At 74.5% G+C, this 23,853-nt stretch carries 22 protein-coding genes and 1 tRNA gene; 9 read left to right on the forward strand and 14 right to left on the reverse strand.

The genetic code is table 11. From position 1 onward, the window contains the following. Positions 1-121: 121 nt before the first annotated feature. From AC54T2_RS05450 to AC54T2_RS05480, 7 genes are all read right to left on the reverse strand, one after another. On the reverse strand, positions 122-733 hold the full coding sequence (locus AC54T2_RS05450) for an ACT domain-containing protein (RefSeq protein WP_186339872.1): 612 nt from the start codon (positions 731-733) through the stop codon (positions 122-124). A 36-nt stretch (positions 734-769) separates the two neighbouring features. Further along, positions 770-2,581 carry an exodeoxyribonuclease V subunit alpha gene (gene recD / locus AC54T2_RS05455; protein WP_186339873.1) on the reverse strand — a complete coding sequence of 604 codons (1,812 nt, stop codon included), beginning with the start codon at positions 2,579-2,581 and terminating at the stop codon, positions 770-772. 61 nt (positions 2,582-2,642) lie between these two features. Then, the gene (locus AC54T2_RS05460) at positions 2,643-6,005 is read right to left on the reverse strand and encodes a UvrD-helicase domain-containing protein (protein WP_241005283.1); all 3,363 of its coding nucleotides are present in this window, start codon (positions 6,003-6,005) and stop codon (positions 2,643-2,645) included. A gap of 1 nt (position 6,006) precedes the next feature. Next, positions 6,007-9,396: an exodeoxyribonuclease V subunit gamma gene (recC, locus tag AC54T2_RS05465; RefSeq protein WP_496665714.1), complete on the reverse strand. Its 3,390-nt coding sequence runs from the start codon at positions 9,394-9,396 to the stop codon at positions 6,007-6,009. A 61-nt stretch (positions 9,397-9,457) separates the two neighbouring features. Next, positions 9,458-9,586, reverse strand: coding sequence for a hypothetical protein (locus AC54T2_RS05470; protein ID WP_260988509.1), 129 nt, complete (start codon positions 9,584-9,586; stop codon positions 9,458-9,460). 88 nt (positions 9,587-9,674) lie between these two features. Then, a complete protein-coding gene (locus tag AC54T2_RS05475; RefSeq protein ID WP_186339875.1) occupies positions 9,675-9,848 on the reverse strand; it encodes a CsbD family protein in 174 nt (57 codons plus the stop codon). Positions 9,849-10,300: 452 nt separating this feature from the next. Next, the gene (locus tag AC54T2_RS05480) at positions 10,301-10,585 is read right to left on the reverse strand and encodes a DUF7218 family protein (protein ID WP_186339876.1); all 285 of its coding nucleotides are present in this window, start codon (positions 10,583-10,585) and stop codon (positions 10,301-10,303) included. A gap of 114 nt (positions 10,586-10,699) precedes the next feature. Between AC54T2_RS05480 and AC54T2_RS05485 the strand changes: the two genes are divergently transcribed. From AC54T2_RS05485 to AC54T2_RS05500, 4 genes are all read left to right on the forward strand, one after another. Then, on the forward strand, positions 10,700-11,299 hold the full coding sequence (locus tag AC54T2_RS05485; RefSeq protein WP_186339877.1) for a Dps family protein: 600 nt from the start codon (positions 10,700-10,702) through the stop codon (positions 11,297-11,299). 64 nt (positions 11,300-11,363) lie between these two features. Further along, entirely contained in the window at positions 11,364-11,942 is a 579-nt protein-coding gene (locus AC54T2_RS05490; protein ID WP_186339878.1) for a TetR/AcrR family transcriptional regulator, read from the forward strand. After that, the gene (locus AC54T2_RS05495) at positions 11,939-13,063 is read left to right on the forward strand and encodes an SGNH/GDSL hydrolase family protein (RefSeq protein ID WP_489975496.1); all 1,125 of its coding nucleotides are present in this window, start codon (positions 11,939-11,941) and stop codon (positions 13,061-13,063) included. Before AC54T2_RS05490 ends, AC54T2_RS05495 begins: the two co-directional genes overlap by 4 nt. 22 nt (positions 13,064-13,085) lie before the next feature. Continuing rightward, positions 13,086-13,568: a MarR family winged helix-turn-helix transcriptional regulator gene (locus AC54T2_RS05500; protein WP_186339880.1), complete on the forward strand. Its 483-nt coding sequence runs from the start codon at positions 13,086-13,088 to the stop codon at positions 13,566-13,568. A 4-nt stretch (positions 13,569-13,572) separates the two neighbouring features. Here the strand turns inward: AC54T2_RS05500 and AC54T2_RS05505 are convergent, their stop codons facing one another. From AC54T2_RS05505 to AC54T2_RS05515, 3 genes are read right to left on the reverse strand one after another with little or no spacing between them, the layout of a single operon-like run. Further along, the gene (locus AC54T2_RS05505; RefSeq protein ID WP_496665715.1) at positions 13,573-14,394 is read right to left on the reverse strand and encodes an alpha/beta hydrolase family protein; all 822 of its coding nucleotides are present in this window, start codon (positions 14,392-14,394) and stop codon (positions 13,573-13,575) included. Positions 14,395-14,444: 50 nt separating this feature from the next. Next, positions 14,445-15,272, reverse strand: a complete 828-nt coding sequence (locus tag AC54T2_RS05510; protein ID WP_496665716.1) for a nucleoside hydrolase — start codon at positions 15,270-15,272, stop codon at positions 14,445-14,447. Next, a complete protein-coding gene (locus tag AC54T2_RS05515; RefSeq protein WP_496665717.1) occupies positions 15,269-17,530 on the reverse strand; it encodes an LLM class flavin-dependent oxidoreductase in 2,262 nt (753 codons plus the stop codon). The genes AC54T2_RS05510 and AC54T2_RS05515 overlap by 4 nt, the downstream gene beginning before the upstream one ends. A gap of 63 nt (positions 17,531-17,593) precedes the next feature. Here AC54T2_RS05515 and AC54T2_RS05520 point away from each other — a divergent pair, with 63 nt between their 5' ends. Then, entirely contained in the window at positions 17,594-17,953 is a 360-nt protein-coding gene (locus tag AC54T2_RS05520; protein WP_206054468.1) for a winged helix-turn-helix transcriptional regulator, read from the forward strand. Between the two features lie 17 nt (positions 17,954-17,970). Here AC54T2_RS05520 and AC54T2_RS05525 read toward each other — a convergent pair whose 3' ends face one another. Then, positions 17,971-18,537 (reverse strand): hemerythrin domain-containing protein, encoded by a 567-nt coding sequence (locus AC54T2_RS05525; RefSeq protein ID WP_496665718.1) that lies wholly within the window; start codon positions 18,535-18,537, stop codon positions 17,971-17,973. A 20-nt stretch (positions 18,538-18,557) separates the two neighbouring features. After that, positions 18,558-19,382: an amidohydrolase family protein gene (locus tag AC54T2_RS05530; RefSeq protein ID WP_222129347.1), complete on the reverse strand. Its 825-nt coding sequence runs from the start codon at positions 19,380-19,382 to the stop codon at positions 18,558-18,560. 132 nt (positions 19,383-19,514) lie between these two features. Between AC54T2_RS05530 and AC54T2_RS05535 the strand changes: the two genes are divergently transcribed. Continuing rightward, on the forward strand, positions 19,515-20,105 hold the full coding sequence (locus AC54T2_RS05535; RefSeq protein ID WP_186339885.1) for a DUF2867 domain-containing protein: 591 nt from the start codon (positions 19,515-19,517) through the stop codon (positions 20,103-20,105). Between the two features lie 44 nt (positions 20,106-20,149). Beyond that, entirely contained in the window at positions 20,150-20,764 is a 615-nt protein-coding gene (locus AC54T2_RS05540; RefSeq protein ID WP_206054470.1) for a TetR/AcrR family transcriptional regulator, read from the forward strand. Here the strand turns inward: AC54T2_RS05540 and AC54T2_RS05545 are convergent. Further along, positions 20,746-21,096, reverse strand: a complete 351-nt coding sequence (locus AC54T2_RS05545) for a DoxX family protein (RefSeq protein ID WP_496665719.1) — start codon at positions 21,094-21,096, stop codon at positions 20,746-20,748. The genes AC54T2_RS05540 and AC54T2_RS05545 overlap by 19 nt on opposite strands. A gap of 79 nt (positions 21,097-21,175) precedes the next feature. Between AC54T2_RS05545 and AC54T2_RS05550 the strand changes: the two genes are divergently transcribed. Next, complete coding sequence (locus tag AC54T2_RS05550; protein ID WP_489975503.1) at positions 21,176-21,628, forward strand: SRPBCC family protein; 453 nt, start codon at positions 21,176-21,178, stop codon at positions 21,626-21,628. 102 nt (positions 21,629-21,730) lie between these two features. Here the strand turns inward: AC54T2_RS05550 and AC54T2_RS05555 are convergent. After that, positions 21,731-21,803 (reverse strand) — tRNA-Arg (locus tag AC54T2_RS05555). 171 nt (positions 21,804-21,974) lie between these two features. Here AC54T2_RS05555 and AC54T2_RS05560 point away from each other — a divergent pair. After that, complete coding sequence (locus tag AC54T2_RS05560; RefSeq protein WP_186339887.1) at positions 21,975-23,813, forward strand: phosphoenolpyruvate carboxykinase (GTP); 1,839 nt, start codon at positions 21,975-21,977, stop codon at positions 23,811-23,813. The last annotated feature ends 40 nt before the right edge of the window (positions 23,814-23,853 follow it).

Consider the following 23,853-nt stretch of genomic DNA (forward strand, 5'->3'; position numbering starts at 1 on the left):
AGGCGTCCGACCGGTGCCGTTCGACCCGGTGGGCCGGTCGCGGGGAGACTCCGCCGCGGCCGGGACGACCGGTCCGGGACGGCTGGAGCCGGACGCCTCGCGCACGCCTGGAGCGGAGCGCTCAGGCGCGGCTGATCGTCATCGCCAGGCCCAGGAGGTGCCCGAACCGCGCGAGCTCGGAGTCGAGGAACTCCGGGCCGCCGCGACGTCCCATCAGGACGAGGTCGTCGCCGAAGGGAGCGGCGCACTCCACGTAGACCTCGTCGCCCGGCAGGCGGGTGGGGGTGGCGACCTGCTCGACGTCGTAGGCCGACGGCGCGGCGTCGGTGGCGTGGACGACCCGCGCCCCGACGCCGTCGACGCCGGGCGTGACGCGGGCCGCCCAGTCGACGCGGAAGGCGACCGGCAGCATCTCGACGAGCCGGTCGGGCGCGGTGGAGGGGTCCTCGGTGAGGGCCTCGACGACCTCGAGGTCGAGGAAGAGGTTGCCGCCCGCGGCGTAGCGGTTGATCCACAGCACGCTGACGCCGTCGAGGGTGCCGCAGGCGGAGACCACCGAGTCGGGCATCGTCCCGTGCGCCATCTCGAGGAGCACGTCGTCGACGGCGAAGCCGTCACGCTTCTCGACGATCTCGATCGCGTCGATGTCGCCGCCGGCCTCACCGATGGCGGTCGCGACACGACCCAGCGACCCGGGGACGTCCGGGAGCTCGACGCGCATCAGGTAGGGCATGCGTCGAGGCTAGCGGTCACGCGTGTCATGCACATTTCAGACGCGCGACGGCGGGGCGCCGACGCCGTGGTCGTCGTCATGGTCGCCGGAGCGCCCCGCGGCCGCGAGCCGCACCGCGAGGCCGCTCGCGCGCTGGGCCCGGCGCCCGATCGCCGCCCGGATCGCCGGCTCCGAGCCGACGACGCGCACGCGGGACCGGGCCCGGGTGACAGCGGTGTAGAAGAGCTCGCGCGAGAGCAGCCGGGAGTCCTCGTCGGGCAGCAGCACCGTGACGACGTCGGCCTGCGAGCCCTGCGACTTGTGGATCGTCATCGCGTGCATGGTCTCGACGTCGCCGAGGCGGGAGGGCGCCAGGTCGCGCGGTCCGTCGCTGGCGGCGATCACCGCGCGGGGCCCGGCGGGGGTCAGCACGACCACTCCGCTGTCGCCGTTGTAGACGCCGAGCTGGTGGTCGTTGGCCGTGACCAGCAGCGGCCGGCCGACGTAGGCCCGCTCGTGGAGCGGGTCGCCGGTGACGGCGGTGAGCCAGTGCTCGATGCGCCGGTTCCAGTGGCGTACGCCGAACGGGCCGTCGCGGTGCGCGCAGAGCAGGCGGTGCCGGTCGAGCGCGGCGAGGGCACCGGGCACGTCGCCGCGCTCGGCGGCGTCGCGCACGGCGAGTGCCGCGTCGAGGGCGGTGGTGCGGATGCGCGAGGACGGGTCGGGCTCGTCGACCCACTCGACCGCGTCGTGACCGGCCGCCAGCACCTCCAGCGCGGCGTCGGCGTCGCCGGTGCGCAGCGCCTCGGCCAGCTCGCGGATGTCGGGGCCGAAGCGGTGGGTGGACTCCAGCGCCGTGACCGGCGAGTCGGCCCGTCCCGCGAAGCCGCGCACCACGTCGCTGAGCACCGCGCCGGCCTCCACCGACGACAGCTGGTGCGGGTCGCCGACCAGCACCAGGCGTGCGTCGGGGCGCACCGCCTCGAGCAGGCGCGCCATCTGGGTCAGCGAGACCATCGACGACTCGTCGACGACGACCACGTCGTGGGGCAGCCGGTTGCCGCGGTGGTGGCGGAAGCGGGTCGAGTTGCCCGGGTCGGGTCGCAGCAGCCGGTGCAGGGTGGAGGCCGTGACACCGGCCAGGCGCAGCCGGTCGGCCTCCTCGAAGGCCTCCGCCTCCTGGTGCACCGCCTGCTGCAGGCGCGCCGCCGCCTTGCCGGTCGGGGCGGCGAGCGCGATCCGCAGCCCGCGCGGGTGCTGGTCGAGGAGCCCGACGAGCAGCGAGGCGACGGCGGTGGTCTTGCCGGTGCCCGGGCCGCCGGTGAGCACGGTGGTCCACTGGCCCGCCGCCGCGAGGCACGCCGCCACCTGCTCGTCGTAGGTCGTCCCGGGGCGCGCCTGCTGCATCGCCGCCACCACCCGGGCCATCGAGGCGCGCATGAGGTCGGGGTCGTGCTCGGGCGAGGTGGCGGCGCGCGAGAGCAGGTCGTCGACGACCTGGGTCTCCTGCTCGTGGTAGCGGTCGAGGTAGAGCAGGTCGTTGTCCCAGCGCACCAGGCCGGCCGTCACCAGCGGGCTCGCGGCGACCGATGCGGTCCAGTCGCCGGTCTCGGGCCAGGGCAGGTCGGGCGGGTCGGCGACCGTCGCCAGGTCGACGCACACGGACCCGCCACGCACGGCGCGCACGGCCAGCGCGACGGCGAGCAGCACCCGCTCGTCGGACTCCTGGCCGAGGCGGCCGAGGGCGGCGGCGACGTGGACGTCGGCGGTGGTGAGGACGCCGGCGGCGTTGAAGGCCGCCAGCAGCCCGGTGGCACCCAGCGCCAGCCGGGCGTCGGTGCCGTCGACCGGCTCGAAGAGGTCGCTCATGCGGGGTCCCTGGGGCGTCGGTCGGAGGAGCGCAGCGGGCGTGAGGGACGGCGGGGGGCGTTCACGGCCGCACCCCGTCGAGCAGGTCGGACACCGACGTGACGAGGGCGACCGGCGGCTGCCACGAGAAGACGCCGCACGGCCGGCCGTCGACGCTGGGCGTCTCGGGGCCGCACATGCCGCGCAGGTAGAGGTAGAGCACCCCACCGAGGTGCAGGTGAGGCTCGTAGTCCGGCAGCCGCCAGCGCAGGTAGCGGTGGAGCACCACGACGTAGAGCAGCGCTTGGAGGGGGTAGTCGGAGTGCCCCATCGCCTCGTCGAGGACGGCCGGGCGGTAGTCCCAGGCCGTCGCCGGCGTGGCGCGGTCGCCCAGCCAGTTGGTCTTGTAGTCGACGGTCAGGTAGCGGGTGCGGCCCTCGACCGGCACCCGGACCACCACGTCGATCGAGCCGGTGAGGTAGCCCAGCAGGCGCTGCGCCGCGAGGTCGGGATCGGACTCGAGCGTCGCGGCGAAGGCCAGCAGGGGGTCGCCGGCCGGCAGGTGCGCACGGAGCAGCGGGCCGAGGTCGCCGAGGACGACCGGGGCCGCGTCGCGCGCGGCGGCCAGGTCGCCGCCGGCGAGGGGCACCTCGAAGTCGAGCTCGCGCAGCCGGTCGCCGACGTGGATGTCGCGCAGCGTCAGCCCACCAGCGAGCGGGCCCAGCGGGGAGTCGCAGACCGCGACGAGCGCGTCGGCGAGGGCGTCGGCGTCGACGTCGACGGCCCACCACGCGCGGTGCTCCTCGATCTGCGCCAGCAGCTCGGCGCGGAGGTCGGGCGAGGCGGGGTCGGCGTGCTCGAGGACCTCGTGGACCAGCGAGCCGAACTCCGCGCCCACCGGGAGGTCGGCCATGGGCGAGGCGACGGCCGCCAGGTCGAGGTCGGGGTCGAGGACGGGCCCGTCGTCGAGCGGGTCGAGCTCGACGTCGTCGAGCTCGGGCGCGTCGTCGGGCTCGGACAGCACCCGCTCGGCGGCACCGCCGTGCGGGGCGCCGGCCGCGGCCAGCGCGGAGTAGGACGTACGGCGCCAGTCGGTGTCGACGTCGCGGTCGAAGCGGCGCACCGCCAGCGGGGGGAGGTCGCGCTGGATCGGGGTGGTGTCGACGGGCGCGAGGACGGCGAGCTCGGGCTGCGGCCCGCCGGCCGACTTCCAGCGGCCCAGGATCTCGACCAGCTCGTCGTCGCCGACGACCGGCTGCTCGTCGTTGACGCGGGGGTGCCCGGGCGCGCGCCCGAAGAGCATCCGGTGGAGCGGCGCGCTGGCGGTGTTGTTGGCGGTGGGGCAGTACCACGCGACGACCTGCGACTGCGCCCGGGTGAGGGCGACGTAGAGCAGCCGGAGGGACTCGCCGGCGTCCTCGTGGCGGCTCGCGGCGACGGCCGCGTCGCGCCACCGGCTGGGGCCCCCGACGTCGCGGCAGCGCTCGCCGTCGGCGTCGTGGAAGAGCGGCACGTCCTCGTCGCGCACCCAGCGGTCCCAGAGCGTCGGCAGGTAGACGACGGGGTACTCGAGTCCCTTGCTGCCGTGGATCGTGACCAGCTGGACGGCGGCGGCGTCGGAGTCGAGCCGTCGGGTGCGCTCGGAGGCGACCTCGACCTTGTCGTCGGCCACCTGCGCGCGCAGCCAGCCGAGCAGGCCGACCACGCCGAGCCGTTCGCTCACGGTGACCTTGTGCAGCGCCTCGCCGACGTGGCGCAGGTCGGTGAGCGTGCGCTCGCCCGCGACGCGGCCCAGCACCCGGGCGGTGAGCCCGTCGAGCACCGCACTCTCCAGCACCGCGGCGACCCCGCGGGCGGCGAAGACGTCGGCGAGGCGGCGTACGTGCTCGCTCAGCGCGTCGGTGGGGTCGGGCGTGGCCTGGAGGTCCTCGGCCGTGCGCCCGAAGAAGTCGGTCAGCGCCGCGGCGCGCACCCGGTCGGCGCGGTGGGGCTGCTCGAGCGCCTCGAGCAGCGTGAGCCACTGGGTGGCCGCGGCGGTCTTGAAGACCGAGCCGCCGGCGTTGAGCACGGCGGGCACCCCGACGGCGGCCAGGGCGTCCTGCGCGGCGAGCAGGTCGGCTCGACGGGCGGCGAGCACCGCGACGTCCTTGGGCTCGATCGGCCGGGTCTCGTCGCCCGCGCCGACGGTGGCGTCGCTGGTCAGCAGCCGCTTGACGTCGGCGGCGAGGTCGGTGAGCACGTGCTGGCGCCAGTCGCCGATGCGCGGACGCCGGCGCCCGAGCTCGTCGTGGCGCACCACCCGCAGCCGGAACGGCGGCCCGGCCCCGTCGAGCCGGGGGGTGCGGTGGTGCGCGGACACGGGGTGGACGGCGATGCGCTCGTCGCCCAGGGCGGCGCCCTCGACCAGCACGTGGAGCGAGTCGAGCAGCGGCTGGTCGGCACGCCAGTTGACCCCGAGGGTCTGCCGGGTCGTGGCCTGCTCGGCCGCCTCGAGGTAGGTGACGATGTCGCCGCCGCGGAAGGCGTAGATGGCCTGCTTGGGGTCGCCGATGAGCACCAGCGTGGCGACGCCGTGGAACGCCCGCTCGAAGACCTGCCACTGCACCGGGTCGGTGTCCTGGAACTCGTCGATCAGCGCGACCTTCCAGCGCTGGCGCATCCGGGCGCGGGCCGGGGCGTCGTCGTCGCGCAGCGCGTCGGCGAGCTGGCCGAGGAGGTCGTCGTAGGACAGCACGCCCAGGCGGCGCTTGCGGCGCTCGATCTCGCCGAGCACGTCGCAGGCGAACCGCACGCGCGCGGCCGGGAGCCCGTCGGGCTCCTCGACCAGCGCCTCCTGCGGCGCCACCCGGGCGCGGGGATCGCCCACGACCGCGCGGGCGATGCCCAGCGCGTCGTCGCGGGTCCACGAGGCGTGCTGCTGACGGGCGAAGAGGTGGAGGTAGCGGTCGTCGGTGACCTCGGTGGTCAGCTGCTCCAGGTCCTCGACGAGGACGGCGCCGGTGTCGGTGTCGCCGGCGACGCCGAGGCTGCGCAGCACCAGCTGGCAGAACTGGTGGATGGTGGCGATGGTCGCGGCGTCGAACGAGGTCAGCGCCTCGGTGAGCCGGGCGCGGCGCACGACGCGCTCGGCCTCGTCGGCGTCGAGGAGCCAGTGGTGCAGGCGGTTGGCCGGGTCGGCGGTGGTCGGGTCGGCGAGGACGGCGGCAGCCTCGTCGAGCTGGCGGCGCACCCGGTCGCGCAGCTCCTGGCTGGCCGCGCGGGTGAAGGTGACGACGAGCATCTCCTCCAACGTGGCCACGCCCTCGACGACGTAGCGCGTCACCAGCGCGGCGATCGTCCAGGTCTTGCCGGTGCCGGCGCTCGCCTCGAGCAGGGTGGTGCCCGTGGGCAGGGGGCCGCAGATGTCGAAGGTCTCCATGGCAGCCAGGTCGGGCAGCTCGCTCATCTCAGATCCCCCGTACCAGCTCGTGGGCGAGCAGCGGCGACCAGACCCGCAGGGCGTAGTGGCCCAGGCGGTGGGGGGCCGCGGTGCCACCGGCCGGCTCGTCGACTGCGGCCCGCTCGTCGGGGAGCAGCGGCGCCGCGAGCAGGTCGTAGGGGGCGCGCTCGCCCCAGGCGCGGACGTGCCACTGGTCGCCGTCCTCCTTGGGGAAGCCGGACTCGTTGAAGCGCGGGGTCTCCCACTCGGCGCGGGCCTTGGCGTCGGGGTCGGCCTGGCTGCCGCCGCCCGCGCGGGTGGCGATGGCGTGCTCCTCGGCGTAGGCCAGGCTGGTGCGCACCGGCAGCGGCAGGGGCTCGCAGCGTCCGCGCTCCATCACGGCCACGAGGTCGCGCAGGTGGGCGCGGGCGTCGTCGTCGGGCATCGGGGACACCAGCGCCCGACGTCCGGATCGCCCCCATCGGCCGATCGTGTGGGCGGTCCAGTTCTCGTCGGGGTGGCCGGCGGCCAGGGCCAGGGCGTCGAGCCACGCGGCCAGCCGGTGCTTGGCGCCGAGGCTGGAGTAGCTCACCGCGACGAGGTTGTTGCCGAAGACGCCGCCCACCGTGCCGGTCAGCCGGCGGTCGCCGAGGTCGATGTCGACGTCGAGGGTGCGGGCGGGACCCCGGCGCAACGGCACCGCGGCCTCGACGAGCGGACGCACCCGCTGGACGATCTCGGTGAGCATGGCGGCGCCGAGGTCCTCGGGCGGGAGGAGCCCGCGCAGCTGCTCGGCGAGCATCGCGGCCTGGGGCTCGCCGCCGTCGAGCACGTCGCGCACCAGCCGGTCGCCGACGTCCCACTTCTCCAGCCCGTCGAGCGAGATCGGGATCGCGTCCTTGGTCTCGTCGACGTCGTAGGGGGTGGTGATGCGCAGCTGGTGGCGCAGGAAGCTGCGCACCGGGTGGGCGAGGAAGTCGTGGAGGTCGGCGAGCTCCACCTCGCGGGCGGGCTCGGGCGGCGCGAGCGGGCCCGGCACGAGCGAGCGCGGCGCCGGCCGGGGTGCCCGCGCCGCCTGGGCGCCGGCGAGTGCCGTGCGGTCGAAGGAGAAAGGGCGGTCGCCGGGGGCGACCAGCGCGCCTGCGGTGAGGTTGGCCTCGTCGAAGGGCTGGAGCGGGTGGTGGACGAGGACGTGGTCCCGCACGGGCGCGCTGGCCGTGCGGTCGAGCGCGTCGAGGAGCTCGCCGAGCGGGACGGCCGGCGGCTTGTCGTCGTTGGTGTGCTCGCCGCGGCCGGCGTAGGTCACCACGAGCGTCTCGGTGGCGGCGCCGATCGCGTCGAGCAGGAGCTGGCGGTCCTCGGAGCGGATGTCGCGCTCGCCGGTCATCGGTCGTCGGGCCAGCACGTCGTCGCCGTCGACGGCCTCGAGCCGCGGGAAGACGCCGTCGTCGAGCCCGACGAGGCACACCACGCGGTGCGGCACCGACCGCATCGGCACCATCGTGCAGACCGTCAGGGTGCCGGTGCGGAAGTTGCTCCGCGTCGCGCGCCCGCGCAGCCGGTGGCGCAGCAGCGCGCGTACGTCGGCGTGGCGCAGGCGGGTGTCGTGGTCGCCGACGCCGGCGTCGATGCGGGCGAGCTCGCGGTCGAACTGCGCGACCCGCCAGGCGTCGTCGGTGCCGCTGAGGGTGAGCCCGTGCACCGCCCGTCCGAGCGCGCCCGTCCAGTCGCCGACGGTCGTCGCGGCGGCGGCCTCCCGCACGAACGCGTGGAGGCGCTCGACCATCTCCACGAAGCTGCCGACGAGGTCGAGGTGGCCGTCGCCGACGTCGTCGAGCGGCAGCGTGCCGCCCACGGACCGGTGCCCCTCCCCGGACATCGCCGCGCCCAGCAGGACCCGCTGCAGGCCGGCGAGCCAGGTGTTGGCGTCGAGGTCGAGGCCGAAGCCGGCGCGGTGGTCGCGGTCGTAGCCCCACCGGATGGCTGCCTGGTCGACCCATCGCGCGATCCGCTCGAGATGGTCGTCGGTGAGGCCGAAGCGGGCCCGGACCGGCTCGGTAGCGGCGAGGTCGAGCACGGCGGTGGCCGTCATCCGGCCGGCGGCCAGCTCGACGAGGTCGGCGGCGACCCCGAGGAGCGGGTTGGTCGCGCCGGGGGACCGGTCGGCGAGGCGCACCCGCAGGCGGTGCGCCGGGTGCCCGACGTCCTCGTGGGCCACGTCGGCGAGGCCGAAGCCCGCCGAGATGAGCGGGGCGTAGGTCTCGATGTCGGGGCACATCACGAGGATGTCGCGCGGCTCGAGCGTCGGGTCGTCCTGGAGCAGCCCGACCAGGACCTCGCGCAGCACGTCGACCTGTCGGGCGGTGCCGTGGCACGCGTGCACCTGCACGGACAGGTCGGTGCGCGCCCGTACGCGCCCGGCGCGGGTGCCCGCGTCGGCCAGCCGGTTGGCCCGCAGGTCGGACTGCAGCCAGCCGAGCAGGGTGGCGGGATCGGCGTGGCCCGACGGGTGCTGCTCGGGATCGAGCTCGCCGAGCGTGCGGCGCAGCTCGCGCGTGTCGCGGCCGAGCGAGGCGAGGAGCGGGTGCGCGACGAGGTCGGCGGACCGGTCGTCGGCCCGCGGCACGGGCCCGGCCGCCGCCGTCGAGGCAAGCGCCTCCCAGAGGGCGGGGGAGGGCTGCGGCAGCCACAGGTGGACGTCGCGGCGCCCGGCCAGGGCGCGCAGCAGCTCCACCTCGGTCACCGGCATCCGGGTGTGGCCGAACAGCGAGAGGCGGCCGGGCAGGTCGAGCCCGTCGTCGCCGTCGCGCAGCAGCCGCAGGGTCGTCTCGTGGCGCAGGTCGGGTGGGGGCGCGTCGACGCGGGCGAGCAGCCGGCGCCACAGCTCGGCCTGCCACCGCAGGTCGGTGTCGAGCGGCCCGCCCGCGCCGTCGGTGTCGCGTCCGGCCCTCCAGTCGCGCACCAGCTGCGGACGCTGGACGGCGTAGGAGGAGAGGAGCCCGGCGAGGCGGCGGGCCACCGCGTAGCGGCGTGCGGAGCGCTCGTCGCCGGGATCGCCGGCGCCGAGGTGGCGGGTGAGGTCCTCGAACCCGGCAGTGCCCATCGCCTCGTCGACCACCTCGAGCAGGGGCCAGGCCAGGCGGTCGGGGCTCCACGGGTCGTCGGCGTCGCGGTCGAGCAGCATCGACACCAGGGAGGACGGGGTGACGAACTCGACGCCCGCGCACACGCCGTCGCCGCCGCGCGCGCCGACGCCGAGGCGGTGCGAGAGGCGCTGGGTCAGCCAGCGCTCGATGCCGCGGGCCGGCACGACGACGACCTCGCGCGCGAACGGATCGGGCAGCGGGGTGACCAGCAGGTCCGCCAGGCCGTCGGCCAGCGCGTCGGTGCGCTCGGCGGTGTGGAGGTGCAGGGTCACGGGCGCCACCCTATGAGCGCCGACCGACACCCGCAGCGGAGGCGGGCGGTGGGGGGGCGCGTCAGCGGGCGAGCAGGTAGACGACCACCATCAGGGCGAGGGCGAGGAAGAGGCCCACGAGGGCCCCGGTGAGCATGACGGGGCGGCCACTCTGCTTCGACGGATCGATCTTGTCGGGGTCGTTGGTCATGGCCCGCTCGTACCCAGCGACCGGCGCGGCATGCGCGGCGTACGCGGCTGCCGCGCCGGTCGGCGAGCGGATGGCCCGTGCAGCCGGATCAGCCCTTGAAGGCGTCCTTGACCTTCTCGCCGGCCTGCTTGAGGTTGGCGCCGGCCTGGTCGGTCTTGCCCTCGGTCTCGAGCTTCTCGTCGTCGGTGGCCTTGCCGGTGGCCTCCTTTGCCTTGCCCTTGAGCTCGTCGGACTTGTTGTCGAACTTGTCGTCCAGACCCATCGTCGTTCCTCCTCTGAGGTAGGTGCGGGACCAGCTGGTCCTTCCTCCAACCTGCCACGGCGGTGGTCGGACAAGGACACCCGTCCGGGTGGACCGGGCCGGGCGTCGACCCGGCCCACCCTGGGGCCGCCCGGGGCGTCGCCCTGACTGACGGAAGGGAGGTCAGGACGACGCGCGCAGGGGTGCGGGGCCGGAGCCGTCGGCGGGGCCGACCTGGGGGCGCGGCTGCTCCGGCGGTCGGGTGTGGGCGATCTCGTCGGCGCGGAGGGCGTCGAGGCGGCTCCGCGCCCTCGCCGAGCTCGACCCCCGTTAGTCGAGTGGGCGCATCTTCGCCGTGATCTCCCGCCGAGTCGGCGCATCCTGACCACAGTTCGCCCCCGAGGCGGCGCGTCGTGTGCCGGTTCGATGGTCCGGTCGGCGCGTCGTGTGCCGGCTCGAGCGCCGGGTCGGTCTCAGTGGTTGCGGAGCGCGTCGATCAGCTCGGCCTTCGACATCGTCGAGCGGCCCTCGATGTCGAGCTCGGCGGCGCGCCTGCGCAACTCGTCGACCGTGCGGTCCTCGTAGGCCGTCGCCTCGCCGCCGCGCTCGCCGACCGACGAGCGGCCGCGGGCGGCCGAGGCGTTGGCGATGCGGGCCGCCTTCTCCTTGCTGGCGCCGTCGTCGCGCAGGGCCTCGTAGACCTCCGCGTCCTTGACCGACGGTCCGGGATCCTTCGTCGTCGTCTTCTTCTCGGCCATGCGGACCACGGTGCCACCGGCTCCGCGACGGCTCCTCACCCGAGCGGGGGAGGGGGCCGACGAGGCCGGTGCCCGCCCGCGACGGGCTTGCGCGCCGGGCCTAGGTTGGAGGACATGACCAAGAAGACGACACGTACCGCCACCCCGTCCCAGGTCACCAGCGACGCCGACGCGCCGCTGACCGTCCCGGGCCTCGACACCGCGACGGGCCACGCCGTCGCCGACGCCCTGCAGATGCGGGTGCACGCCCTCAACGACCTCGCGCTCACGCTCAAGCACGCGCACTGGAACGTCGTGGGCCCGCACTTCATCGGCGTCCACGAGATGCTCGACCCGCAGATCGACGGCGTCCGCGCCATGGTCGACGTGCTCGCCGAGCGGATGTCGACGCTGGGCGTCCCGCCCAACGGCCTGCCCGGCGCCCTCGTCGCGGCCCGCTCGTGGGACGACTACGACCTCGGCCGCGCCGACACCGCGGCGCACCTCGCCGCCCTCGACCTCGTGTACACCGGCATCATCGCCGACCATCGTGCGGCGATCGAGGCGGTCGAGGACGACCCCGTCACCGAGGACATCCTCACCGGGCAGACCGGCGAGCTCGAGCAGTACCAGTGGTTCATCCGGGCCCACCTGCAGGGCGCGAGCGGCGCGCTCGTCAGCGAGGGCGCCAAGGACGAGGTGGACGCGGCGCGCAAGGCCACCCGCAGCCGCTGATCAAGGGCCCCTTTCCTCATGCCCTAAGGTGAGAGCCTCACCGCATGAGGAAGGGGGCCGCACCATGCCCCGAGCCGGGTTGACCAGCGGGCGCGTCACCGAGGCCGCCGCCGAGCTCGCCGACGAGGTCGGCCTCGATCGCGTGACCCTCGCGGCGCTCGCCCAGCGCTTCGGCATCGCGACCCCGAGCCTCTACACCCACGTCCGCAGCGCCGACGACGTCCGCGTCCGGGTGGCGCTGCTCGCCCTCGAGGAGACCGCCGACGCGGTCGCGGCCGCGCTCGCCGGGGTCGGCGGCCGGTCGGCGCTGGTCGCCCTCGGCGGCGTCTGGCGCGACTACGCCCGGGCCCACCCGGGGCGCTACGCCGCCACCCGGCTGCCGCTCGACGCCGAGGCCGCCGCGGCCAGCGCCGGCCCGCGGCACGCCGAGCTGACCCGGTCCGCCCTGCGCGGCTACGCGCTGTCGGCCGCCGACGAGACCCACGCGGTGCGCCTGCTCGGCGCGACCTTCCACGGCTACGCCGCCCTCGACGCCGCCGGCGCCTTCGGCCACGGCGGTGCGAGCGCCCCCACGTCCGACGACACGTGGGAGCGCGTGCTCGACGGGCTCGACACCCTGCTGCGCTCCTGGGAGGCACGATGATCGACCCCGCCCTCGTCGCCGGCGCGCTCGAGCTCGAGCAGACGGCGCGCGGCCTGCTGCCGCACCGGCTGCCCGCGTGGGCTCGCCGTCAGACCGACGACCCGCAGCTGCGCCTCGTCGAGGCCCAGCCCGCCGGCGTACGCCTCGCGCTGCGCACCGCGGCCACCCGGCTCGAGCTCGACGTGCTGCCCACCAAGCGGCGCTACGTCGGCGCGCCCGCCCGGCCCGACGGCTGGTACGACGTGCTGGTCGACGGCGAGCTGGTGCAGCGGGTGCAGGCGCCCGGTGGCAACGTGCTCGACGTCGACATGATGACCGGTGCCAGCACGCTCACCGCCGGCGAGCCGGTCACCCTGGTGATCGACCTGCCCGCGCCCGACGCCGCGGGGGAGCGCCACGTCGAGGTCTGGCTCCCGCACGACGAGCAGACCGAGCTCATCGACCTTCGGGCCGACGGCCCGCTCGCGCCGCTCGTGCAGAAGCGGCCGCGCTGGGTGCACCACGGCAGCTCGATCAGCCACGGCTCGGTCGCGACCCACCCCACCGAGCCCTGGCCCGTGGTGGCCGCCCGTCTCGCGGGCCTCGACCTGGTCAACCTCGGGCTCGGCGGCAGCGCGCTGCTCGACCCGTTCGTCGCCCGCACCCTCCGCGACACCCCGGCCGACGTGATCAGCCTCAAGATCGGCATCAACCTCGTCAACACCGACCTGCTGCGCCGCCGTGCGCTCGGTCCGGCGCTGCACGGCTGGCTCGACACGATCCGCGACGGCCACCCGCGTACGCCGATCCGGCTGGTCTCACCCGTCCACTGCGGGATCCACGAGGCGACGCCCGGCCCGACGGGCCCGGACATGGAGGCGCTGGCCGAGGGGCGGGTCGCCTTCGTCGCCACCGGCGACCCCGAGGCGGTCGGGCGGGGCGCGCTGACCCTGGAGGTCGTGCGCGAGGTGCTCGCCGAGGTGGTCGAGCGGCGCGCCGACCCGCACCTGGCGTACGTCGACGGCCTCGCGCTCTACGGCCCGGCGGACGCCGAGCGGCTGCCGCTGCCCGACAACCTGCACCCCGACTCGCAGACGCACCGGCTCATCGGGGAGCGGTTCGCCGCGTTGGGCGAGTGGTAGCGGCCCGCCGTAGGGTGCCGCCATGCCACGGCGTTCCTCGGACCCGCCCCCGCCCGTGCTCGACGAGCCGGGCAGCAACCTGCTGCTGGACCTCTTCGTGCTGGACCAGCGCATCGGAGCGCTCCTGAAGACCGCGCTCCTGCGCGAGGGGGTCGCGCCCGCCCACTACGCCGTCTACGGCCAGGTGCACCGCGGAGCGGACACCCCCGGCCGCCTCGCCGAGCGGCTCTCGCTGTCGCCGGGCACCCTCACGGGCTACCTCAACCTCCTGGAGCGTCGGGGCCACCTGAGGCGCACGAGGTCGGAGAGCGACGGACGCTCGGTCACCCTCACGCTGACCCCGGCGGGCGAGGCCAAGCGGACGGCGTGCGAGGCGATCGTGGCCGACGTCGTACGCCGCCTCGACCGGTCGGTCGGGGGTGCGGCCGCGCGGGACGAGCTCCGGGCGGCGCTGGGACGCATCGCCCACGGGCTGGACGACGTGTCCGCGACCTGGCACCGCTGACGCGCTACTGGTCGCCACACGCCTCGGGCCGGCCGGAGCAGACGAACCCCAGCACGGCCCGCCCCACCCGGGTGGGACGGCGGTCGACGTCGAGCAGCATGTCCCACCCGTGCCCCGAGGGCGCCTCGACGAACGTCGCGCCCGTGCGCGCCGCCAGCCGTCGGGCTCGCGCGAACTCGCCGGGGTCGCCGTCGCTGCGCGCCCGGACCACGAGGCCGCGCGCGTCGACGTCCGCGGCCACGTCCAGCAGCCACTCGCCCTCCCAGGCGCTGGGGCCGGAGAGGTCGACCCAGCTGTCGATCTCGGCGCCCGCACCCACCGCTCGCACCGTCTGCGACCCGCCCATCGAGGCGCCCATCAGCACGACGCGGTCCGCCCCGAGGTCACGCAGGTGGTCGATCGCGAGCTCGACCTGGGTCTCGATCGGCACGTCGTCACACGCGGACTCGCCGTAGCCGCAGGGGTCCATGGGCAACGACGTGATCCCGGCACGCGCCATGACGGCGGCATAGGGCAGCCATCCGCACAGGCCCGCCTGGCCGATCTGCGGGAGCAGCACGACCGCCGTCGTCGCCGGGGAGTCGCCCACGATGGCCCCGACGATGTCCGTGCCGTCCCCCTCCAGCACGACGCGCTCGACCGGCACGCCGTCCGGGTAGGCGCTGAGGCAGCGATCCGCCAGGGAGGTGACCTCCGCGGTCGACGGCTGCGGGGCGTCCGCGGGGTCCGGATCGTCGGCACAGGCCGACGCTCCCGCGCCCAGCAGCGCCGCCACCAGGGCGAGCCGCACCGACCTGCGCAGACGGGGACCGAGACGGCTCGACATGCCCACAGTGTTTCGCATTCGAAGTACATGCGCCAGAGCGCCGTGCCTCCTCAGTGCGCGAGCAGCGCCTCGACGAACGTCCGTGCCACCGCCGGGGCGTCCACCTCCACCGCCACCGGCAGCACGCGGCCGTCACGGGCCTCGGTGAGGTGGGCGCCCACCTGCCCCATCCGTCGCGGCTCGACGCGGAACAGGTGCGGGTGGGTGAGGAGGACGAGCGCGCCGGCGTCGCCGACGAGGTGGGCGCGGCGCACGGCCAGCAGCGCGCCCGCCAGGGCCGCGGCCGGGCGGGCGGAGGACCGGAGGCGCTCGACGTCGCCCGGCGCCACCGCGACCTGCTCGAACACGTCCGCGACGTAGAGCGTCGTGGGTCGCTCGCTCGCCAGGACGCGGGCGGTGGCGTCGGGGTCGTGGGCGGCGTTGAGCTCGGGCGGCTCCTCGACCGCGAGCTCGCCCGCGACGAGCACCAGGTCGTCGGCGAGGTGGGCGAGCGAGGCCAGGTTGGTCTGGGGTGCCAGGCCGGCGAGGGTGACCGGGCCGCCGTCGGCCGCGGTGCGCAGCACGGCCACGGGGTCGGCGTACGCCGACTGGCGCGCCGACGCCAGCCGGACCCCGCCGAGCCCGTCGGGGCCGTGGTTGCTCGCGCCCTCCCGCGCCCCGGCGCCGGAGAGCGTGGTCGTGGCGCCGAGCGCCACGGGCACCTCGCGGGCGCCCGCGTGGCCCAGGACCGCCGCGGAGTTGCGGGCGGCCACCTCGGCCGGGACGTTGCCGACCACGGTGGTGACCCCGCAGAGCTCCAGGACCGGGCTGACGACGGCGTAGAGGAGCGCGAGGGCGTCGTCGATCCCGGTGTCGACGTCGAGGACGACCCGCCTCACGCGGCCGGGCCCTCAGAGGCGAGGTCGGCGGCCGTGGCGACGGTCGGAGGGATGAAGAAGTTGTCGCGGAACAGGCCCGTGGGGTCGAACCTGGCCTTGAGCTCGCGCAGCCGGGCGAGGTGGGCCGGCGGGAAGGCCCGCTCGAGCCAGACCGGTCCGGTGCCGGTCTCGAAGCTGAGGTAGCTGCCGGACAGGTGCGGCACCAGCCGCTCCCAGGCGTCGTCGAAGCGGCCGTCGGCCCCGAACGCCGACAGCGAGAAGCCCGCGCTGCGCCCGGCGTACGCCGTGGCGTGGCTCGGCACGTCGCTGACCGCACCTCCGACCGCACGGAGGGAGAAGAAGTAGGACGCCCCGCCGTCGAGCAGGGCGGCGACCTCCGCGGCGAGCTCGGGGGTGAGGTGGTCGGCCAGGCCGGAGTGGGTGTGCGGCTCGCCCTGGCCCTGCTGCGGCTCGTCGCTGCCGAACAGCCCCATCACCTGGTCGTAGGTCGTCAGGGCGACGTCCTGCTGCACGAGCGGCGCCACCTCGGCCACCGGCTGCAGCCGTGCGACGACGGTCTCGGGGTCGTCGGACTCGACGACGAGCATCGCCTGGGCGATCCGCTGCCCACCGCGCCGCCGGCCGAGGACGACCTGACCGGTGACGCTGCGGTCGGCCTCCTCGATCGCGCGGCCCCACCGCTCGAGGAACGTCGCGGTGTCGCTCGCGTCGAAGGCGAGCTGGGCGAAGGCGATGGTGCCCACGCGGGCGGCGGTGAAGTCGAAGGAGGTGGCGATGCCGAAGTTGGCCCCGGCGCCGCGCACCGCCCAGAACAGGTCGGGCTCCTCCTCTGCCGTCGCCCGGACCACCCGGCCGTCGGCCAGCACCAGCTCGACGGCGTTCAGGTGGTCGATGGTGAGGCCGTGCGAGCGGGCGAACCAGCCGATGCCGCCCGCGGTCGCCAGCCCGCCGACCCCCACGCCGCCGTAGTCGCCGCTGCTGATCGCCAGGCCGTGCGGGGCCAGCGCCCGGGCGACGCCGGCCCACCGGGCGCCCGGCCCGATCCGCACCGTGCCGGCCTCCGGGTCGAGCACCTCGATGGAGTCGAGCGCGCTCACGTCGACGACGAGCCCGCCGTGGTTGAGCGAGCGGCCCGAGATCCCGTGCCCTGCGCTGAGGATGCCGAGGGGCAGGTCGCGGTGCTCGCTCGCGACGGCGACCGCCTCCTGCACCTCCGCCACGGTGCGCGGTCGCAGCACCAGGCCCGGCGCGCCGCCCCGCAGGTAGGCCGAGCGGTAGCGGGCGTAGGCCGCGTCACCCGGCTCGACGGCCCGCTCGGCCAGGGTGTCGGGGAGGTCGTCGTACGCGATGCCGGGCAGCCGCCGCGCGAGCGCCGCCGGACCGCGCACGGTCGTCCGCACCGTCGTGCCGCTGGCGCTGCGCGCCTCGGCGACCCGCTCGCGGACCTCGTCGAAGAGGCCGGCGAAGCGGCGCAGGCCGCCCTCGTCGTCGCCCGTCACGATGAAGGTGCTGACCCCGTCCTCGACGGCGAGGCGCACGAGGTCGTCGGCGCCCAGGTCGGGGCCGACGTTGAGCAGGCGGGTCACCTCGGCCGGGTCGCGGCCGGCCTTGCGGGCCGCCTCGTCGATGGTGGCCATGCCGCGCCGGAGGTCGCCGGGCTGCAGGTAGGCCAGCGAGGGCAGCCAGCCGTCGGCGGAGCGCCCGATCAGCCGCAGCATCCGGGGCTTGAGGGCGCCGAGCCAGATCGGCACCCGGTGCGACGGCGCCGGGCCGCGCTTCGCGCCGTGGACCCGGTGGTGGGAGCCGGGGATCGCGAGCACCGAGCGGTCGCCGGTGTCCCAGACGCCACGGATGATCTCGATGGCCTCGGCCAGGGCGTCGACCGCCTCGCCGGGGGTGAGCCGGGTGCCGCCGTAGGCCTCGATCGCGTCCCAGAACCCGCCGGCGCCCAGCCCGAGCGCCACCCGGCCGCCGCTGAGCAGGTCGAGGCTGGCCACCGACTTGGCGAGCACCGCCGGCTGCCGCAGCGGCAGGTTGAGCACGTTGCCCGAGAGGTGGATCCGCTCGGTGCGAGCCGCCGCGTACGACATCAGCGTCCACGTGTCGAGGAACGACGGCTGGTAGGGGTGGTCCTGGAAGGTCGCGAGGTCGTAGCCGAGGTCCTCGCTGACCAGCGTGAGGTCGACGGGTCGTTGCGGCGTCGCGGCCGTGGGGGTCAGGAAGGTGCCGAAGCGAAGGGGGTGGCCGTAGTCGGGCATGCCCCAAAGATCCGTCCTCGACGCCACCGGGACAACCTGGGGTAAGCGGGTTACGATGGGTAAGTGACCCGGACCCTCGCCCCCCGCGACCTGATCGACGACGCCACCTGCCGCGAGGCGACCCCGATCCTGGAGTTCGTCGGGCGCCGCTGGACCGGAGCGATCATGCTCGCCCTCGGTCGCGGTGCGACCCGGTTCGGCGAGATCGAGGCCGCGGTCGACGGGCTCTCCGCCCGCCTCCTCACCGCCCGCCTGCGCGAGCTCGAGGCCCACGACCTCGTCGAGCGCGAGGTCGTGCCGTCGACCCCCGTCCAGGTGCGCTACCGGCTCACCCCGCGCGGACGCGACCTGCTCGCCGCCCTCCAGCCGCTGATGGCCTACCAGCTCCGCTGGGGGCACCAGGAGTCCCGCACGACGGGGTGAGCGGCGCCCGGGGGCAGCTAGACGAGGAGCCCCAGCAGTCCCAGCGGCTCGGCCATCTCGGCCTCCTCGTAGGCGAAGTGCGACTCGAGGTCGGTCCGGAGGTCGGTGACCGCGGCCAGCATCTCCTCGACCCGGGCCGGGTCGGACGCGACGGCCACGGCCAGGTCGTCGACCCGTTCGAGGTGGGCGTGGACGACCAGGTGCTCCTCGCCCAGCCGCACGGCGACGGGGCGGTACCTCTCCAGGGTCGCGACGGCGGGGAACAGGCTCTGGTCCTCGATCGAGTGGTGCATCGTCAGGAAGCGGCAGACCTGCCCGCACATCCCGGCGACCTGCTGGGCGGTCAGTGCCGGCGCGAGGCCGTGGACCCCTGCGCGCACCGCCGCGAGGTCCTCCGCTTCGATCTGGCCCGCCCCGTCGCCCGCCCCGTCCCGTACGCCCTCCACGGCGCGGCTCAGGGCTGCCAGCTGGGCGCGGAAGTGGTCGTGGATCATCCGCAGGTGGTCACCGCCCACGCGCTGCTGGGGCGTCAGCTCGACCGAGCCCGCCACGCGCGGACGGGACTCGTCGTCGATGGGCGGCACCCGTCGATCCTAGGCGCAGCTCAGCGCGGGTCGGGCAGGTCGAACACCCGGCGGGCCGTCGTGCTGAGGAACGCCGCGACCACGTCGTCGCCCCACCCGAGGTGGGGCAGTCCCTCCAGCGCGCGAGCAGCGCTCAGCATGGGGTGGTTGGTGCCGAACATGACGCGCCCGCGGCCCACTCCCGCCGCCAGGTCGACGAAGGCGGTCGGCAGGCGATGGACGGCGTACGCGGACGAGTCGACGTAGAAGTTGGGGAACTTGAGGACCAGCGACGTCACCTCGTCGAGCCACGGGAAGCCCACGTGACCACCGACGACCACGAGCTCGGGGAAGTCGAGCAGCACGCGCTCGAGGTGGGGGATGGGGCGTCCGGTCTCCGAGGACCTGAGCGGCCCGGTGTGGCCGATCTGGGTGCAGAAGGGCAGGCCCGTCTCGACGCATGCTGCATGGACGGGGTAGTAGAGCCGGTCGTCCGGTGGCAGGTCCCAGAGCCACGGGACCACCCGCACCCCCACGACCGCGTCGTCGCTCGCCAGCTCCCGGATGGTGCTCACCGCATCGGAGGGCCGGTGCAGGTCGACGCTGATGAGGGCGCGGAACCGGTCCGGCCGCGTGCTCACCGCATCGAGCACCTCGTCGTTGCTGATCAGCGCACCGGTCGGGCCGTGCCAGGCGGACAGGAGCGCGATGTCGACGTCGGCCTCGTCCATGGTCGCGACCGTCCGCTCCACCGGGACGACGATGTCGCGGCTGTCCTGGCGCGTCCAGCGGAGCAGGCTCGCCATCCACGGCTGCTCGGCCATGCGCGGTGTGACCTGCTGTGCCCATACGTCGACTGCTCCCACCGGGTCCTCCTCGGACGACTCGCCGCGGCCTGCGCTCGACCCGCGGACGTACCATATGGTACATACGTGGTTGTACCATGTGGTACGCATCCGTGTCCCGCCGCAGGGCACCCGACGAACGGAGAGCACCTCATGAGACTGCCGCGACAGGCCCATGTCGACCAGCCGTGGCGCATCCACGACGCCACCCGGGACTTCACCCTGGAGGACGTCTGGGCCATCGAGACCAACGGGGCCGGCGACGAGTTCGGCTCCCTCGTCGCGGCCTTCGTCGAGGACGACTTCCCCGCCAGTGCGCCGCGCATCGTCCAGGTGCTCTGGGCTGCCCGCTGGCGGATCGGCCAGCTCCTCGGGTGGGACCGGCCGGAGTCGGGGCTCGGCGACCGGGTGGCATCGCTGCGCGGCCGCCTGCCCGCCGACCTCGTCCGGGCACCGCGCAGCGACCTCCCGGGCGTACCGTTCGTGACGCTCTACGAGACCGGGGACGAGTGGGCCGCCGAGATGGCCAACCGCACCGTCCACACGGTGATGCACCTCGGCTGGGTGGCGGACGGCCGCGGCGGTCATCGCGGCCAGATGGCGGTCCTCGTGCGTCCCAACGGCCGCCTCGGGCGCGCCTACATGGCGCTCATCAGGCCGTTGCGTCACCGGGTCGTCTACCCCGCACTCCTCAACGGGATCGAGAGGCGGTGGCGCGAGTCGCGGACCGAGCCGGCGTCGTGACCGGCTCAACGTCCGGAGCCGCGCCGTCGTCTAGGGTTGCGGGTGTGTCGGAGCGGAGCAGTGGGGACTCTGCGGGGCCCACCGACCCGCGGCGTCGGCTGCTCGACGCCACGATCGAGCTCATGGCCCGCGAGGGGAGCGGGGGTTGGACGCTGAGGCGTCTGGCCGAAGAGGTCGGCACCAGCCACCGGATGCTCATCTACCACTTCGGTTCGTTCGACGGCCTGCTCGTGGCGGTCGTCGAGGAGGTCGAACGCCTCCAGCGTGAGCGGCGGGTCGAGCTCGCCTCCATCCACCCGGACCCCATCGCCGCCGCACGCGCGATGTGGCGCTCATTGTCGAGCCCCTCGGTCGCCCCGCACGAGAGGTTGTTCTTCCAGCTCTACGCCGCCGGCCTGCAGGGGTCCGGCGCGGCGGCAGAGCTGCCCAAGAGCTCCGTCGAGGAGTGGATGGAGCCCCTGACCGGCATGTTCGCCGCCGCGACCGGGGACGCGGAGCACGCGCCGGTCGACGCGCGTCTCGGCATCGCGGTGGTCCGCGGACTGCTGCTGGACCTGCTCGCCACCGGAGACACGGAGGCGGTGGCGAGGGCGCACGAGCGCTACCTGGACTTCTACGCCGCCCTGCTCCGTGACAAGGCTCAGGCGAACGAGGCGTAGAGCACCCCGAGGCACACGGCGAGCATCCCCGTCGCGTTGACGAAGAGGTTGCGGCCGAGGTCCCGCGCCCTGAGGTGGGCGCAGATGGCGAGGACGAAGTACACGACCAGGCCGGCCGTGGCCGCCGCTGCCAGGTAGGGCACGACAAGGCCCACCAGCAGTCCCGCGGCCGCGGCGAGCTTGACCACCGGGAAGACCCAGCGCCAGCGCGTCGGGAACCCGACGTCGTCGAAGCACGCGGCGATGAACGCGACCGGCTTGACGCACAGCAGGCCGTCGACCACCTGGAGTGCCGCCAGGGCGATGACGGGCCAGGAGGGATCTGGATACATGGGAGGCACCTTCGACGAGGACGATGTACCATATGGTACACACCGCGATCGCGGAGTCCAGGAAGGGACGGTGGGTGCAATGGCCACGGAGTGCAGCAGAAGAGTCGTGATCGACGCACCGAGCGACGACGTCTGGCGGGTGCTGGCCGACGTCGAGCGGATGCCGGAGTGGACCGCGTCCATGACGAGCGCGCGGATCGTCGAGGGGACCGCCACCGGGGCGGGGGTGGGGCTCGGCCTCGCGGTCGAGATCGAGCAACCGCGCATGCCCGCGATGGTGTGGACCGTGGATGAGCTCACCCCGGGACGACACTTCCGATGGGTCGCGACGAAGTCCGGCGTCACCACCTACGGCGACCACTGGGTCGAGCCGATCGACGACGGGTCGCGGACTGCTGTGCGCCTCGGCATCCGCCACACCGGTCCGCTGGCGTCCCTGATCGGAGCGCTGACCCTGCGGAGGACCGCGAGGTACGTCGACCTGGAGGCGGAAGGCCTGAAGGCGCGGTGTGAGGCGACCGCCGGCCGCTGACCTGGCGTCCCTGGCGAGCCGGTGCGGGTCGGGACCGCCTCGCACCAACGCACGATCGCCCCTGTCCCGCGTCTCCGCAGCTCAGGGGCGATCCATGTCTTGCGCGCCTGTAGGGATTCGAACCCCAAACCTTCTGATCCGTAGTCAGATGCTCTATCCGTTGAGCTACAGGCGCCCGTCTGCGCGAACCGGCGGGCTCGCGACGACTGGTCGAGGATAGCCGACGCAGTCCGAAGCGGCGAAATCAGCACCCCCGGGAGGACGGATCGGGCGAGGCGGCGGTGCCCTAGGGTGCCAAGCAACCCGCATCGCGGCGACGCACCGCCGCACGACGAGAGGGAGCGCCATGACAGATCTCGAGGCAGTGATGGACGAGGCCGGGTTGACCAACCCGAAGGTTCGCGAGTTCGTGAGGGAGTACGCCGAGCTCACCGGGGCGGAGCGCGTCGAGGTGGTCAACGCCTCCGACGACGCCCGGCTGATCGAGGAGTCCCTCGCGGCCGGTGAGCTGCAGCCGGCGGGCGAGGGCCGCTACTACTCCCGCAGCTACTACAAGGACACCGCCCGCTCGGAGGAGCGCACCATCGTCGCGACCAACGACGAGAAGGACCGCGGCGTCTACAACAACTGGCGCCCCGCCTCGGAGATGAAGCCGCTGCTGCGCGAGCGGATGCGCGGGGCGTCGACGGGCAGGACGATGTACGTCATCCCCTACCTGATGGCCCCCGCCGGCAACCCGCTCGAGCGCTGGGCGGCGGGCGTCGAGCTCACCGACACGCGCACGGTCGCGCTCCACATGATCCGCATGGCCCGCGTCGGCGTGCAGTTCGTCAACGACCTCGACGACCCCGACTCGTTCGTCCGCGCCGTCCACGTGACCGGCGACCTCGAGCACCTCGGTCAGGGCACCCCCGACGACCAGCGCTACTTCGTCACCGTCGCCGACGAGCGCACGATCCTGCACTTCGGGTCTTCCTACGGCGGCAACGCGCTGCTGGGCAAGATCGCCCACGGCCTGCGGCAGGGGGCGTACGACGGCTGGGCGAGCCGGAAGTTCCTCGCCGAGCAGTACATGCTCATCGGCATCCACGACAAGCAGACGGGCCGCACCTACCACGTCTGCGGCGGCTTCCCGAGCGCCTCGGGCAAGACCAACCTCGCGATGATGGCGGCCCCCGACGCGCTCGGCGATCGCTACCACGTGGCGTTCTACGGCGACGACATCGCGTGGCTGTGGGTCGACGAGGAGTCCGGCCGCCTGATGGGCATGAACCCCGAGTACGGCGTGTTCGGCGTCGCCAAGGACACCAACGAGACCACCAACCCCAACGCCCTGCACTCCGTCGACGAGGGCTCGAAGGCGATCTTCACCAACGTCGCCTACAACCCGTCGACGGGCGAGGTGTGGTGGGAGGGCAAGACCCCCAAGCCGCCGTCGGACGTGCGCGGCTGGCTCGACTGGACCGGCTCCCCGCTGGCCGACCGCAAGAGCAACGACACCGCGCCCTGGGCGCACCCCAACAGCCGCTTCACCACCACGCTCGACAACGTCCCCAACATCGCCCCCGACTACGACGCCCCGCCCGGCGTGCCGATCGACGCGATCATCTTCGGCGGCCGCACGAGCGACCGCGAGCCGCTGATCCGCGCGATCACCGACCTCGCCGAAGGCGTCTACGACGGCCTCACCCTGGGCGCCGAGGCGACGTTCGCGGCGGAGGGCGTCGACGGCCAGCTGCGCTACGACCCGATGTCCAACCGCCCCTTCATGGCCTACGGCGAGGGCGACTACGCGCGCCACTACCTCGACATCGTGGGCGCCGCGAAGGAGCAGCCGATCTTCGCCCACGTCAACTGGTTCCAGAAGGACCCGCAGGACGGTCACTTCCTCTGGCCCGGCTACCGCGACAACCTGCGCCCGCTGCTCTGGCTGCTCCAGCTCAAGAACGGCGAGGTGGAGGGACGCCGCACGGCCGTGGGCATCCTGCCGACCGAGGAGGAGCTCGACCTCTCGGGCATGGACGTGCCGGCGGAGGACCTCGAGCGCATCCTGAGCATCGACAAGGAGCGCTGGCAGCAGGAGATGGGCTTCCGCGAGGAGCACCTCGCGCAGTTCGAGCGGATGCCCGAGGAGATCTGGGAGGCCCACCGCCGCGTCGCGGCGGACCTCGACGAGACCGACTGAACCCGCGCGCGACGTCGCACGCCCCCAGTACGATGGGGCG

It is taken from the genome of Nocardioides sp. Z35_8 (genome assembly GCF_059621125.1).

Bases quoted from the DNA above. Each gene is read 5' to 3' on its own strand.
- AC54T2_RS05450 (WP_186339872.1), bottom strand. From the start codon at position 733: ATGCCCTACCTGATGCGCGTCGAGCTCCCGGACGTCCCCGGGTCGCTG.
- recD (WP_186339873.1), bottom strand. From the start codon at position 2,581: ATGAGCGACCTCTTCGAGCCGGTCGACGGCACCGACGCCCGGCTGGCG.
- AC54T2_RS05460 (WP_241005283.1), bottom strand. From the start codon at position 6,005: ATGAGCGAGCTGCCCGACCTGGCTGCCATGGAGACCTTCGACATCTGC.
- AC54T2_RS05470 (WP_260988509.1), bottom strand. From the start codon at position 9,586: ATGACCAACGACCCCGACAAGATCGATCCGTCGAAGCAGAGTGGCCGC.
- AC54T2_RS05475 (WP_186339875.1), bottom strand. From the start codon at position 9,848: ATGGGTCTGGACGACAAGTTCGACAACAAGTCCGACGAGCTCAAGGGC.
- AC54T2_RS05480 (WP_186339876.1), bottom strand. From the start codon at position 10,585: ATGGCCGAGAAGAAGACGACGACGAAGGATCCCGGACCGTCGGTCAAG.
- AC54T2_RS05485 (WP_186339877.1), top strand. From the start codon at position 10,700: ATGACCAAGAAGACGACACGTACCGCCACCCCGTCCCAGGTCACCAGC.
- AC54T2_RS05490 (WP_186339878.1), top strand. From the start codon at position 11,364: ATGCCCCGAGCCGGGTTGACCAGCGGGCGCGTCACCGAGGCCGCCGCC.
- AC54T2_RS05495 (WP_489975496.1), top strand. From the start codon at position 11,939: ATGATCGACCCCGCCCTCGTCGCCGGCGCGCTCGAGCTCGAGCAGACG.
- AC54T2_RS05500 (WP_186339880.1), top strand. From the start codon at position 13,086: ATGCCACGGCGTTCCTCGGACCCGCCCCCGCCCGTGCTCGACGAGCCG.
- AC54T2_RS05505 (WP_496665715.1), bottom strand. From the start codon at position 14,394: ATGTCGAGCCGTCTCGGTCCCCGTCTGCGCAGGTCGGTGCGGCTCGCC.
- AC54T2_RS05515 (WP_496665717.1), bottom strand. From the start codon at position 17,530: ATGCCCGACTACGGCCACCCCCTTCGCTTCGGCACCTTCCTGACCCCC.
- AC54T2_RS05535 (WP_186339885.1), top strand. From the start codon at position 19,515: ATGAGACTGCCGCGACAGGCCCATGTCGACCAGCCGTGGCGCATCCAC.
- AC54T2_RS05545 (WP_496665719.1), bottom strand. From the start codon at position 21,096: ATGTATCCAGATCCCTCCTGGCCCGTCATCGCCCTGGCGGCACTCCAG.
- AC54T2_RS05550 (WP_489975503.1), top strand. From the start codon at position 21,176: ATGGCCACGGAGTGCAGCAGAAGAGTCGTGATCGACGCACCGAGCGAC.
- AC54T2_RS05560 (WP_186339887.1), top strand. From the start codon at position 21,975: ATGACAGATCTCGAGGCAGTGATGGACGAGGCCGGGTTGACCAACCCG.